The organism is Algoriphagus hitonicola (genome assembly GCF_900113375.1).
Lineage (GTDB): Bacteria > Bacteroidota > Bacteroidia > Cytophagales > Cyclobacteriaceae > Algoriphagus > Algoriphagus hitonicola.
The window spans coordinates 52,935-66,127 of record NZ_FOPC01000006.1 but is presented as its reverse complement, the minus strand read 5'-3'; the positions used below and the strand labels follow the sequence as shown (position 1 = coordinate 66,127).

Here is a 13,193-nt window from a genome sequence, read left to right as displayed (position 1 = left end):
GCAAGAATTGGACCTATGCAAGTCAAGTTTAGAGCCTTAAGTTTATCACATAAAACAGCCCCTGTGCAGATCAGAGAACTGATCGCACTGGATGAACGATCTATTCACAGTATCTTACTGAAGCTCAAGGAGTTTTTCAGTATGAATGATGCCTTGATTTTATCTACCTGCAACCGTACAGAGGTATATTACAGCCATGACTTAGATCTAAGTACCGAGATAATAAAATTGATCGGGCTGGAAAAGGGAATGTCCGATGTGGTCAACTATTTAGAGTATTTTGAGATTTTCAACGAAGACCAAACGGCCATCAATCATTTGTTTAGGGTAGCTATGGGTTTGGAAGCCCAAGTGGTCGGTGATATACAGATTTCCAATCAAGTGAAGCGTGCTTATCAAGCTTCTGCGGATTTGGATATGGCTGGGCCGTTTTTGCACCGCTTGATGCACACCATCTTTTTTACCAATAAGCGGATTGTGCAGGAAACCACTTTCCGAGATGGAGCAGCCTCGCTTTCCTACGCTACTATTGAATTGATCGATAGTCTTACTTCCAATACCTATCAGCCGAGAATTTTATTGATAGGGGTGGGTGAAATCGGCGAAGATGTAGCCAAAAACATGGTTTATCTTCCCGATGCTAAAGTTAAAATAACGAACCGAACCATTTCGAAAGCCGAAACGATAGCAGCAGAAATGGGTTTTGAGGTCGTTCCTTTTGACAATTGTCTCGAAGCCATGCAGGAAGCGGATGTAATTGTCAGCTCTATTCATCGAGACGATCCATTCATTACCAAGCAGCTCGTCAGTCAATTTGAGATCCAATCCTATAAATTGTTGGTCGATCTATCTGTGCCTCGATCCATCGAAACTACCGTGGAAGATGTGCCAGGTGTGATTTTGTACAATGTGGACAATATCCGTAGCAAAGCATCCGAAGCCTTGGAAAAAAGACTCGCGGCAGTCTCTAAAGTGGAGGATATCATCCTGGAGAGCATAGAGGAATTTTACAATTGGAAAAAAGAAATGATGGTGTCCCCTACCATCAATAAACTCAAGCAGTCGCTGGAACAGATCCGTCAAGAAGAGCTCAGTAGATACTTGAAAAATTCAACCGAGGAGGAATTTGCCATCATCGATAAAATCACCAAAAGTATGATGCAGAAAATCCTCAAGGTTCCTGTAGTCCAGCTTCGAGCAGCCTGTAAGCGAGATGAAGCTGAAGAAATGATCGACATCATTTCCGATCTTTTTGACTTGGACAGGGAGAATAAAGACAGATAAAAATCACCGAACATAAATAAATGACCAAAAGATCACATTAGTCTTTTGGTCATTTTTATATTTAGGCCAAATTTACCATTCGTTCATGTATCGCCTTAAACTGAGCCTTGTAGTTCTCATTTCCTGCCTTTCTGTTTTTCCATCTTTCTGTCAAACCTGGGAACTTTACAACAGCCAATATCAACTCCAAAGCAGATTAGTCTATCAATCCATTTTTCTTCTCAGTGAATCGGTAAAAATCGGAAAAACCGACAGCAGTTTATTTTTACTCAATTCCCAATACCAACCGAGTGTAAACTTGGAAGGAGATGAGTTGTATCAGTATTTAGAACCTTGGATTTTGGTCAAAAACCAAAAAGGGATCGGCGCATTTCATGAATATGGTCAAAAGGTTCTACCACTGGAATTTGAGGAAATCGAAACCTACCTTAATCTGCTTTTGGCCAGGAAAGGAAACGAATACTGGATTTATGATCGGGGTAAAGATAAAAGCAGCTTTTTGGGGGAATTTGATCAGGCAAAAATCACTCACAATGGTCAGGTAATTGCTCAGAAGTCGGGAAAATTCTTCCTCCCCTTATCTCCAAACCCAAGTCAAGGCTATCTTCAACTTTCAGACAATGAGGGGGATTATCTTCTAGCTCAAACCGAGACGGGCTTTGGATTGATCAATATGGAGGGTAGGACGATCTTGGAGCCAATTATTGATTCACTGATTCATACTCGAGGAGATTTTTATTACGGATATGACGAGGATCAGTACCTTTTGATCGAGGGACATCCCATCAGAGCAAATGTTCGCTACAATTCTTTTCATAAAATCACTTATGAAAATGACCTGATGCTGGAATACATCCATGGCAAACTTCGCCGTGTGATGGAGGAGGATGGGATTTTGCTGGATGCGGTAGGAATGACTGAGGTAAATCGGATTGAGCGGGATATTTATCAAGTGAGATTTCGGGATCAAAAATTAGGATTGCTGGGAAAACAAGGCTGGCTTGTCCAGCCCACCGATAGCCTTGAGGGGATTTTTAATGGAAAAGGAGGACTTTTCCCTGCTCAAAAAAACGGTCTCTTCGGCTTTGTAAATCAGCGGGGAGAATGGAAAATCGAGCCTGAATATCAAGAGGTCTCTACCTTTTCGGAATCTATCGCCGCGTTTAAACATGGAGGTTTTTGGGGATTGATGGATTCCCGGGGGAGTATTCTTTCGTCTGCCCAATGGAATGAAATCAAAGGCTTTAGCCAGAATTTTGCACTAGCCAGCAAAGATCAAAAATGGTTTCTGCTGGACAAGAGCGGCCATTCAATTTTTGAAGACGGGTTTGATCAAATCTCCCGAACAGATGGAGGATATTTTCTCTTTTCGAAAAATGGTAAAATTGGCCTAGCAAATGCACAAGGGAAACTCCTACTTGAAGCGGAATACGACTTTGTACAGCGGGAAAAATCAGATCTGATCATTGTCAGAAAAAATGAAAAGATGGGAGTAATCAGTGAGTCTGGAGATGTCAAACTTCCCTTGGATTATGAAGAAATCTCCATCGATCAGACGACTCAGCAAATCTTGGCAAGAGGAACCTATCAACCCATTATCGTAGTCGAAGAAGAACCGATTAAGCAAAAAAGAAAAAGGGGCCAGTAAAGCCCCTTTTAAATCAAAAATATTTTTAGGGTTGAGAATCAGCCTAATTTTTCTCGTTTTTACCTTTTCCAGAATCCTTATTGTCCGTATCCGAATTGGCGATGGACTCTCTCATTGAGGTATCGGACTTGATGTTTTCCATGCGATAATAATCCATCACACCCAATTTTCCTGATCTAAATGCTTCCGCTAATGCCTTCGGTACTTCAGCTTCCGCCTCCACTACTTTGGCGCGCATTTCTACGTTTTTGGCTTTCATCTCCTGCTCCAGGGCCACGGCCATGGCTCTTCGTTCTTCGGCTTTGGCTTCTGCTACTTTCAAATCCGCCGATGCTTGATCTATCTGAAGCTTGGCTCCGATGTTGGTTCCCACATCAATATCTGCGATATCAATGGAAAGAATTTCAAATGCTGTACCTGCATCTAATCCCCGTTGGAGTACGAGTTTGGATATCCGATCGGGATTTTCAAGCACAATTTTATGGTTGGCAGAAGATCCAATTGAGGTTACAATTCCCTCCCCTACTCTGGCAAGAATCGTGTCTTCACCTGCACCACCGACCAACTGTGCGATATTGGCTCTCACCGTCACTCGGGCTTTGGCGATCAATTGAATCCCGTCGGCGGCTACTGCGGCCACGCTGGGCGTATTGATGACTTTTGGATTTACAGAAATCTGAACAGCTTCAAATACATCCCTTCCCGCCAAATCAATCGCCGTGGCTTGTTTAAAAGTCAGTTTGATGTTGGCTTTGTCCGCTGAAATCAAAGCCCGAATTACATTAGGGACATTTCCTCCAGCTAGAAAATGCGTTTCGAGGTCATTGGTAGTCAAATCCAGACCGGCTTTGGTAGCCGTAATCATAGAGTTGACAATCACACTTGGTGGAACTTTTCGGATTCTCATCCCGATAAGCTCTCCGATTCCTACTTTGACATTGGCAAACTGCGCAGTAATCCACAAGTTGACTGGAACGAAATAAAGGAAAATAAAGAGTAATACTATCCCTGCAAAGGCAGCGATCAAAACAAACATTGAACTTGAAGGATCCATATTATTTTACGATAATTTTATTGGTTTCTACTTTTATAATTGTCAAGATGGAATCCACAGGAATATATCCCGAATCAGATTTCACCTCATACACTTCATCATTGATGAGTGCTTTGCCGATTGGCTTGATATCCGAAATCGCCTTGCCACTCATTCCCACTTCCACTCCTACAGTCCGCTCATCGAATGTACCTCCTTTTAAGGAAGACTTGAGCGAAAACTTGTCCCATACTCCGGATCGAAAACCATAAATCACAGCGGCTAAATTCAGCAAAGTGGCTACCGCCGTGATCCACCAAGCTATCTCTGGTGGAAAATTCAAAAAGGCATAGGCTATTCCTGCCAGACTCACCAACAAACCAAATATCCCCACTACGGTAGTGCCAGGAATAAAGAGGATTTCCAAAAGCAAAAGGATCAATCCTATGCCGAGCAGTGCTGTTAATATTACAATAGTCATGGCTCCTTTTTCGATGAGATTTCTAAAATACAAGAAAGAAACGAACCCTGTATGTTTAAAAAGAAAAAACCCGGAAATCCGGGCTTTTATTTTAGGTTCGAGTTCGACTTTTAATCGCTTTCTCCTTAGTATGCTTTGGCAAACAAAACCCTTCCGCTAGAAGGCTTTCCTGTCAAAATACAAACACCCTCTTCCTCCTTTCGATCCAGAGGAATACAGCGAATCGTCGCTTTGGTCAATTCTTTGATCCGCTCTTCTGTCTCGGAAGTCCCATCCCAATGAGCAGACACAAATCCAGCTTTGTTGTTCAAAACTGATTTGAATTCCTCCCAGGAATTAACTTCGGTGGTTTTTTCTTGGCGAAATTTGAAGGCCTTATTATAAATACTTGCCTGGATTTCGCTTAGGAGACCCAAGATTTTTTCTTCAATCGGTTGGGAATTGAGGTCAAAGGTTTCCTTGGTCAGCGTATCTCTTCTAGCCAGCTCTATGGTTCCATTTTCCAAATCTCTTGGTCCGATTCCAATTCTCAATGGCACACCTTTCAATTCGTATTCCGCGAATTTCCAACCCGGCTTATAGGTGTCTCTATTGTCATATTTCACAGAGACGCCGGCTTTTCTCAAGGATGCCATAATCTCATTGGCCTTGGCAGAGATTGCTTCCAATTCTGCTTCACCTCTGTAAATCGGCACAATCACCACTTGAATTGGTGCAAGTTTAGGAGGTAAAACCAGCCCATTATCATCCGAATGAGCCATGATCAAAGCGCCCATTAGTCTGGTACTCACGCCCCAGGAAGTTCCCCATACGTATTCAAGTCCTCCTTCTTTGCTGGCAAATTTCACGTCAAAAGCTTTGGCGAAATTTTGTCCCAAAAAGTGAGAAGTCCCTGCCTGAAGTGCTTTTCCATCCTGCATCAATGCCTCGATACAGAAGGTTTCATCTGCTCCGGCAAATCGCTCATTTTCGGATTTTTTTCCCTTCACTACTGGCAAAGCCATGAAATCTTCCGCAAACTGAGCATAAATATTCATCATTTGGATCGTCTCTTCCATGGCCTCTTCTTTGGTAGCATGGGCGGTATGGCCTTCTTGCCAAAGAAATTCGGCAGTTCGCAGAAATAAACGAGTTCTCATTTCCCATCTGACCACGTTTGCCCATTGATTGACCAAAAGAGGTAGATCACGATAAGATTGAATCCAGTTTTTATACGTGCTCCAGATCACTGTCTCAGAAGTAGGCCGTACGATCAACTCCTCTTCGAGCTTGGCATCAGGGTCTACGATTACACCACTGCCATCCTCGGCATTTTTTAACCTATAATGCGTGACTACGGCACATTCTTTAGCAAAGCCTTCCACATGGGAAGCTTCCTTACTTAAAAAAGATTTTGGAATAAAAAGGGGGAAATATGCATTAGTGTGGCCAGTTTCTTTAAACATTCGGTCGAGCTCGGCCTGCATTTTTTCCCAGATAGAATAGCCATAGGGCTTGATCACCATACATCCACGAACCGCAGAATTCTCGGCTAAATCAGCCCTCTTCACTAATTCATTGTACCAAAGGGAATAATCTTCACTACGTTTTGGTAAACCTTTACTCATCGTTGTTGATTTGGATATGAAATGTCTTTATTTTTGCTAAATTGAGTGGGACAAATATAAGTTAAAAATATAACCCTCGTTCTTTAGCCACGTATAAGAAGTAACAATTCAAATCAACCATGAGGAAAATAACCTTATTATCAACTTCAGTTATTCTAGGTTCGCTGACCTTGATATCCTGCAACACCAACAGGATGGCAAGTATGGGAGAATCTGACAACATGTATTTCATGGCATCTGATGCCAGATTGTCTACCGAATACGCAGTACAGAATAACACACCAGAGAATTTTGAGACGCTTACCTCGACAGAAATAGCTCCAGGCGAAAGCTTTAGTAGCAGAAACGTAAATCCTGATTATCTCTCCAGATATCAGTCTGATACTTCGCAAGGAGAAGATGAGATTGTTTACTTCGACGAAGGCGCTAGCGAACAAAATCAAGGTGATCCTGATATCGATGTTTATAATAATTTCTATTCCGGAAACGGGATGAATAATTCATTCAACTCAGCTTCTGCGTTCAACATGGGTTTCAATATGGGCCTGATGTCAGGATTCAGTCCTTGGGGAGGAATGGGAGGATTTTATGATCCATTCTGGGGTCCTGGGTTTGGTTTTAGACCTGGTTTTGGATTCCGTCCTGGATTCAACATGTCTATTGGATTAGGATTCGGATGGGGTAGACCATTCATGAGACCATTTGGAATGGGTGGATTCTATGATCCGTTCTGGGGTTCTGGATTTGGAATGGGCGGTTTCGGAATGGGTGGATTTTACGATCCATTCTGGGGATCTAATTATGCCTTCGGTGGTTTACCCGGTTATGGATTTGCCAGACCTATATATGTTCTTCCTGGTAATGAATTTGGAGACAGAAGACTGGTTAGAGGCGCAAGACCTACTCGTGGTTCTGGTTTAGCTAATGCCAATCTGAATAGAGGTTCGGCAGGTGTATTGCCTAGTACCAGTAGAGCTCAAGCAAGAAGAGATGCGATGGGAAATAACCGAAGTTTGGTTTCTTCTGATAGAACAAGAGCTACGGCCAGAGATTTTGGTAGTAGCCAAAATGACTACTATAGCTCAAGCAGATCGAGAGTTGCCAATTCAGCAAGCAGTAGAAATGTAAATTCTCCAGCTTTGAATAGATCATCAGCGGTAAGAACTCGAAGTGCTATGCCAGCCGGAAGATCCTCACTGGGTACTCCAAATTCAAGAACGTATAGCCCTAATCGTTCTATGAATAATTACAACAATAGGAGAGCGATCGGTAGTCCATCATATAATAGGTCTTCAAGCCCATCCTATAATAGAACTAGTCCAACGAGAAGGACCACAACACCTACTTATAATAGAAGTAATACAAGAACAAGCTTCCCTAGTAGAAGCGGATCTGTCGGAGTACCTAGCAGAAGTTCCGGCGGAGGAATGAGTACTGGAGGATCCAGAGGAGGCGGAGGCGTCTCAACTGGTTCCAGAGGAGGAAGGGGGAATTAATTCCCCCCTTTTTTTTGCCAAATATCAGCCGTAATCCCAGCAGCACCGTATAATTCTGTATTACCAATTCAAAAACTACATGAGATATAGCAGTTTAATTGTATTGTTATTGCTTTCCTTTCCGGCTTTTTCGCAAAGCGGTTATTTTGAGGATGCTTTTCGTTTTAGTCAAGCAAATCCCACAGGTTCGGCAAGGATAATGGGAATAGGTGGTACCCAATGGTCACTTGGAGGAGATGTTTCGAATGTTGCGGGAAATCCTGCCGGATTAGGCTTTTTCCGAAACTCTGAAGCCAGTTTATCCTTTGGATATACTGATTGGGGAGTTGATACCCGCTATTTAGGTCAGGGAAGAAGCTACAATACAGATAATGTAACAATCCCCAATATTTCAGCTGTATTTGCCAATCCCAAAGGCCCATTGAGTCGGGGATCATTTAAAGGTGGGGCATTTGGGATCAGTATACAACGAATCGCAAATTTCAACAATGAGTTTGGGTATTTCTCAGACGAGATAGGTAATAATTCCATTCTTGATTTTTATATCCAAGATGCCTTTGGAATCCCCGAAAATCAAATCGAGACTTTCGGGTTGACTGGTTTGGCCTACTTAACTTATCAAATCAATCCCGTGATATTTGATCAGGATGGCAACCCTATAAACAATCCCGACACTTATGATTCTTTTGTCTTGGATAATCCTTTTCAGGACGAAAACATCCTTCAGGAAGGTTCTTCTAGTCAAATTACATTTAGCTATGGGGCTAATTTTGACCACAAGTTATTTGTAGGAGGATCTTTGGGAATTCGGTCAATAAGTTTTGCGTCTCGAAAAATCTACAATGAGGAGTTTATTGATCAGCCATTACGAAACTCCAGTTTGGAAGAAAATTTATTTATCAATGGTGCAGGAGTCAATGTCAACTTAGGATTAATTTATAAGCCTATTGACTATGTGAATCTGGGTTTGACTTTCCAGTCTCCAACCTGGTATAGTCTCAATGAGGAATATGAGGCTAGAATGGTAGCCAATTATGACAATTACTACTTCGAACAAGAAGATGTCACCCTGGGAAGAGAAGAAGCGCTTACAGATTTATTTCTGAGTACATATAGCCTTCGCACACCACTGAAACTTGGTGGCGGGGCTACCTTTTTTCTCGGGAAAAACGGGTTTATTTCAGCTGACGTGGATTATGTAGATTATAGTGCTGCACGCTTAAATTCAAATGATTTTAATGAGGGTCCTGACAATGAAGCCATCAGCAGCATATATAGTAGTACAGTAAATTTCCGTCTCGGCGCAGAGGCTAAATTGGATATTTTCAGATTAAGAGGTGGATTTGCCTATTTTGGAGATCCTTATACCAATTCAAATTTTGATCGAAGCACTACCCAAATCAGCGGTGGAGTTGGAGTCAGATTAAATAGTTTGACTGTGGATTTTGCGCTGGTTAATCAGCTTTACAATGGCTTGTATTCCTCTTATCAGGTGATTGATTCCCAAGGAAATAATGTAGGTCCAGTCACTGAATTGGAAAATTCGATTTTAAATGGAGTATTGACTCTTGGGCTTAGTTTTTAAGTAGGTGAATCAACTCAGAGAGTAAAAGCTCAGCGGAAAAATCTGATCCGCTGAGCTTTATTTTTGCCATATTATAATAGTAATCCCGGTCAGCTTGTAGACTTTTGAGTTTAAGGGTAATTTCCCCCGAGCCCATTCCTTGAAAGAGTGGACGATTCTGGATTTTTGAAGCTTCCAATCTCTCCGAGATATCTTCCAGCGGAACATCCAAGTAAACAGAAACTGCCTTTTCGTTGATTCGGCTCATATTTTCATTGAAACAAGGGCAACCTCCACCTGATGCCAAAACATATGGCCTATCCCAAGAGAGCACCTCTTCCAAGGTTTCGGTTTCCATATCACGAAACCTCCCCTCTCCGTATCTGGAAAATATTTCAGGAATTTTGAGTGAAAAACGCTCTTCAATCAGCGTATCCAAATCATAAAATTGAAAATTCAGTGCTGTTGCCAACTGCTTACCAAAGGTACTTTTTCCTGATCCCGGTAAACCTACCAGGACCACTTTCAATGGTGGGTTCATGGAAGGTAATAATCTAAAACATCGGAAGGATCCGGAGTATTATTATGATGAAACTTAGCTAGCACAGTGCCCTCTTCCAAAAGCATAATTCCCGGATTGGAGCGAATCATAGTTTTCACTACCGTGGCATCGGCCTGAAGGGATAAAATATCCCAAGACCTCGTGGATTTAAGATCCTGAATCTCGTCCTCAGAAGCTGCAGCAACGAGTACTACTTCAATTGGTGAGTCCTTAAGCGAGGTAATCAATACATCTATGTCCTCCAGATTTACATCTGACATCTTGGAATAGCTGCTGATCAAGATAAGCAGTTTATTTCCTGTAAAAACGGCTTCAGTAAAATCTCCCTCCTCATTCCAAACTGCAAAGTCTGAAATCTTGGGAAGTGCATCGGGGTTTTGCAGGACCATTTCCACAAATTCATAACTTTCATCCGAAGGATATTGGTCAAAAACCACTTCTTGTCCATCCTTTGTCATCACATAAGTATACTGCAAATTTTCGGATGGCTGCATATTTTGGGGGATATTGACCCCTACCTTATAGGCTCTAAAATCAATAAATGGCAGATTTCGGATCGCATATACAGATAAAGAAAAACATAAAACCAATACAGCAATGCTTGTCAAATTGGCCCATTTTGGAGCAGATTGAGGGAGAAACTTTCGTAGGGCAAATATTTGTCCTATCAACATCAACAAAATGACATCCTTATAAAACGATTCCCAGGGGGTCAGCTTGATCGCATCTCCAAAACAACCACAATCGGTTACCTTATTGAAATAGGCGGAGAAGAAAGTAAGAAAGGTAAAGAACAAGGTCATCAAGCCCAGAGCCCAAAGGGTGAATTTTGCTTTGACTCCCAGAATAAGCATGACTCCCAAAACTACCTCAATCACCACCAAGAAAACCGCCAGATATAAGGCGAAAGGTTTGAAGTAATAAAAGAATCCGGCAATATCGTTGGAAAACACGTCAAAATATTCTTCCAGCTTGATTGCAGTTCCGACAGGATCGTTGACTTTGATTAACCCAGAGAAAATAAAAAGGCCTCCGACAAGCAATCGAAGAACCCACAATGCGATTTGTTTACCCATGATATCCTAGTTTGATCAGACAAAATACCGAATAATTGATCATATCCTGATAATTGGCTTCGATTCCTTCAGAAACCAAGGTTTGTCCCTGATTATCCTCGATCTGTTTGACCCGCAGCAATTTCATCAGAATAATATCTGTCATGGAACTGACCCGCATTTCCCGCCAAGCTTCTCCATAGTCATGATTTTTGTTTTCGAGCAGGCCTTTTGTTTCGTTTACCCAGCGATCATAGATCGGCTCCAATTCCTCAAATGGGATTTCCATTCGCTCATCATCTTTAAAGGAAATCTGTAAAAGGGCGATCAGGCAATAATTTACAATTCCCACAAATTCATCGACAATCGGATCGCTTACTTTTTGATTTCCTTTCTCTTGAATCGACCGTACCCGCTGGGCTTTGATAAAAATCTGATCCGTAATTGAGGAAAGCCTCAAAATCCTCCAGGCTGTCCCATAATCCATGGTTTTCTTACGAAATAGTTCTTTACAACGGCTGATAACTTCCGTATATTCGCTACTGGTTTTTGTTTTCAATTTACTTTAGTTTAATAGTTGTGGCCACAGGCACTACATCTTCCTTCGAAGATAAATTATTTCCCCAAAAATATACACTTCAATCGAAGGGAAGGCTTATCATTTGGGATAAACCGCAAATTATGGGGATTTTAAACACGACCCCGGATTCTTTTTTTAAGAATAGCAGAGTTTCCATTGATAAAGACTCCATTCTGACGACTGCCGAAAAAATGATTCGAGATGGAGCTCATATTCTGGATATTGGGGGATACAGTAGTAGACCGGGAGCAGCAGAAGTCAGCGTACAAGAGGAACTGAACCGAACGGTAGAACCCATCGCATGGATTAGTGAGACATTTCCGGAGGTTTTGATTTCGGTGGATACCTTTCGATCAGAAGTAGCCCGGCAGGGGGTTGAGGCAGGGGCTCATTTGGTCAATGATATTTCTGCAGGCGCATTGGACCAGAATATGTTTGAAGCCATAGGCAAGCTCCGTGTGCCTTACATTGCCATGCATATGAGAGGAAATCCGGAGACTATGCAAGGTCAAACGGAGTATTCTGATATAATCCTTGAAATAATGAACTATTTTACCGAAAAACTGGATTTTATTAGAAAGTTTGGCATCAAAGATGTAATTATTGATCCGGGGTTTGGATTTGCAAAAACGTTGGAGCAAAATTATTATATCCTTAGAAATCTGGATTATTTTCGCCTTTTAGGATTTCCAATTTTGGCGGGACTTTCTCGCAAATCCATGATTTATAAGTTGCTGGAAATTGATCCAAGTGAAGCCTTAAATGGCACAACTGCCTTGAATATGGTGGCCTTGATGAACGGTGCCAACATCCTGAGAGTACACGACGTTAAAGAAGCAAACGAAACACTGAAACTATATAAACAACTTTACCTTTGACCCTTTTATTTAAAATCGGCTTCCTGGATATATCCATTGTCAATATGATCGATATTGCTTTGGTAGCCGCGCTTTTATATCAGGTTTATAAACTTTTGAAGGGTAGTGTTGCCATCAAGATCTTTTTGGGATTTCTATCCATTTACTTGATTTACTTGTTGGTACGGGCATTACAGATGGAATTGCTCTCCTCGATTTTGGGTCAGTTTATGGGAGTAGGTGTAATTGCAGCTATTATCATCTTTGCCCCAGAAATCCGAAAATTCCTTCTTTTGATCGGAAGGTCTTCTCTCCTTTCGGATGATAATATTTGGAAGGATTTGTTTTTCTTTTGGAGGAAAAAAGAAAACGGTTCCTTTAATATCTCCCCAATTATTGACGCTTCCAAAACTCTGGCCGGTAGTAATACAGGTGCGTTGATGGTGATTTCCAAAAGCACCGAACTGAAATTCTACGCCGAGAGTGGAGATATTTTAGACGCTGACCTTTCAAAAAGATTACTCATTTCAATTTTTAATAAATACAGCCCTTTACATGACGGAGCGGTCATTATTCACAATGGACGAATCAAGGCTGCGAGATGTATTCTTCCGGTCACCGAACGGGAAGTTCCGGCCCAATTCGGCCTAAGACACCGGGCTGGAATTGGCATGTCTGAGGCCACTGATGCGATTGTATTGATTGTTTCGGAAGAAACCGGCCAATTATCCATGGCAAAAAATGGGAAAGTGCTTCACAACATGTCTTTTCAGGATGTGCGGGAAACGCTCAATGATTATCTGAATAATCTTGATGTGGATAGCCGATTCGAGAATTTGGAGGATTATGAAATGAAGAAGAAACGTAAAATGGCTATGACGAGTAAAAGTCAGGGTTAAGGGGTTCTTCTTGCCCTGTTTAATTTTTCAGTGAAATTAATTCTCTTTTATACCAATTTATCCATTATCGAAAGTCGTGAGTGAGGACCCCGATAAATCGGGACAGGCTACTCACGACGGCATAAAA

The 13,193-nt window shown here is 41.7% G+C and carries 12 protein-coding genes; 6 read left to right on the top strand and 6 right to left on the bottom strand.

Translation table 11 applies throughout. The features are described from left to right. Positions 1–15 precede the first annotated feature (15 nt). A complete protein-coding gene (gene hemA, locus BM043_RS09565) occupies positions 16–1,284 on the top strand; it encodes a glutamyl-tRNA reductase (protein WP_092791086.1) in 1,269 nt (422 codons plus the stop codon). An 85-nt stretch (positions 1,285–1,369) separates the two neighbouring features. Continuing rightward, on the top strand, positions 1,370–2,932 hold the full coding sequence (locus tag BM043_RS09560; RefSeq protein ID WP_092791084.1) for a WG repeat-containing protein: 1,563 nt from the start codon (positions 1,370–1,372) through the stop codon (positions 2,930–2,932). Between the two features lie 43 nt (positions 2,933–2,975). Here the strand turns inward: BM043_RS09560 and floA are convergent, their stop codons facing one another. The 3 genes from floA to proS form a co-directional block, all read right to left on the bottom strand. Next, a complete protein-coding gene (gene floA, locus BM043_RS09555; RefSeq protein WP_092791082.1) occupies positions 2,976–3,986 on the bottom strand; it encodes a flotillin-like protein FloA in 1,011 nt (336 codons plus the stop codon). 1 nt (position 3,987) lies between these two features. Continuing rightward, on the bottom strand, positions 3,988–4,446 hold the full coding sequence (locus tag BM043_RS09550; protein WP_092791397.1) for an NfeD family protein: 459 nt from the start codon (positions 4,444–4,446) through the stop codon (positions 3,988–3,990). Between the two features lie 125 nt (positions 4,447–4,571). Then, positions 4,572–6,053: a proline--tRNA ligase gene (proS, locus tag BM043_RS09545; protein ID WP_092791080.1), complete on the bottom strand. Its 1,482-nt coding sequence runs from the start codon at positions 6,051–6,053 to the stop codon at positions 4,572–4,574. Between the two features lie 119 nt (positions 6,054–6,172). Between proS and BM043_RS09540 the strand changes: the two genes are divergently transcribed. Both BM043_RS09540 and BM043_RS09535 read left to right on the top strand, forming a co-directional pair. After that, positions 6,173–7,549 (top strand): hypothetical protein, encoded by a 1,377-nt coding sequence (locus tag BM043_RS09540; protein WP_177188455.1) that lies wholly within the window; start codon positions 6,173–6,175, stop codon positions 7,547–7,549. 79 nt (positions 7,550–7,628) lie between these two features. Then, positions 7,629–9,134, top strand: a complete 1,506-nt coding sequence (locus BM043_RS09535) for an OmpP1/FadL family transporter (RefSeq protein WP_092791079.1) — start codon at positions 7,629–7,631, stop codon at positions 9,132–9,134. On the opposite strand, the gene BM043_RS09530 is transcribed toward BM043_RS09535, so the two are convergent. Genes BM043_RS09530 through BM043_RS09520 form a run of 3 tightly spaced genes read right to left on the bottom strand, consistent with a single transcriptional unit; the run spans position 9,124 to position 11,289 of the window. Beyond that, on the bottom strand, positions 9,124–9,654 hold the full coding sequence (locus BM043_RS09530; RefSeq protein WP_092791077.1) for a shikimate kinase: 531 nt from the start codon (positions 9,652–9,654) through the stop codon (positions 9,124–9,126). The genes BM043_RS09535 and BM043_RS09530 overlap by 11 nt on opposite strands. Further along, a complete protein-coding gene (locus BM043_RS09525) occupies positions 9,651–10,751 on the bottom strand; it encodes a BT_3928 family protein (RefSeq protein ID WP_092791075.1) in 1,101 nt (366 codons plus the stop codon). The genes BM043_RS09530 and BM043_RS09525 overlap by 4 nt, the downstream gene beginning before the upstream one ends. Next, a complete protein-coding gene (locus BM043_RS09520) occupies positions 10,744–11,289 on the bottom strand; it encodes a DUF1599 domain-containing protein (protein WP_092791073.1) in 546 nt (181 codons plus the stop codon). Before BM043_RS09520 ends, BM043_RS09525 begins: the two co-directional genes overlap by 8 nt. A gap of 122 nt (positions 11,290–11,411) precedes the next feature. Here BM043_RS09520 and folP point away from each other — a divergent pair, with 122 nt between their 5' ends. Continuing rightward, complete coding sequence (gene folP, locus BM043_RS09515; protein WP_092791393.1) at positions 11,412–12,188, top strand: dihydropteroate synthase; 777 nt, start codon at positions 11,412–11,414, stop codon at positions 12,186–12,188. Continuing rightward, a complete protein-coding gene (gene cdaA, locus BM043_RS09510; RefSeq protein ID WP_092791071.1) occupies positions 12,185–13,066 on the top strand; it encodes a diadenylate cyclase CdaA in 882 nt (293 codons plus the stop codon). Before folP ends, cdaA begins: the two co-directional genes overlap by 4 nt. Positions 13,067–13,193 lie beyond the last annotated feature (127 nt).

Bases quoted from the DNA above. Each gene is read 5' to 3' on its own strand.
- hemA (WP_092791086.1), top strand. From the start codon at position 16: ATGCAAGTCAAGTTTAGAGCCTTAAGTTTATCACATAAAACAGCCCCT.
- BM043_RS09560 (WP_092791084.1), top strand. From the start codon at position 1,370: ATGTATCGCCTTAAACTGAGCCTTGTAGTTCTCATTTCCTGCCTTTCT.
- floA (WP_092791082.1), bottom strand. From the start codon at position 3,986: ATGGATCCTTCAAGTTCAATGTTTGTTTTGATCGCTGCCTTTGCAGGG.
- BM043_RS09550 (WP_092791397.1), bottom strand. From the start codon at position 4,446: ATGACTATTGTAATATTAACAGCACTGCTCGGCATAGGATTGATCCTT.
- proS (WP_092791080.1), bottom strand. From the start codon at position 6,053: ATGAGTAAAGGTTTACCAAAACGTAGTGAAGATTATTCCCTTTGGTAC.
- BM043_RS09540 (WP_177188455.1), top strand. From the start codon at position 6,173: ATGAGGAAAATAACCTTATTATCAACTTCAGTTATTCTAGGTTCGCTG.
- BM043_RS09535 (WP_092791079.1), top strand. From the start codon at position 7,629: ATGAGATATAGCAGTTTAATTGTATTGTTATTGCTTTCCTTTCCGGCT.
- BM043_RS09530 (WP_092791077.1), bottom strand. From the start codon at position 9,654: ATGAACCCACCATTGAAAGTGGTCCTGGTAGGTTTACCGGGATCAGGA.
- BM043_RS09525 (WP_092791075.1), bottom strand. From the start codon at position 10,751: ATGGGTAAACAAATCGCATTGTGGGTTCTTCGATTGCTTGTCGGAGGC.
- folP (WP_092791393.1), top strand. From the start codon at position 11,412: ATGGGGATTTTAAACACGACCCCGGATTCTTTTTTTAAGAATAGCAGA.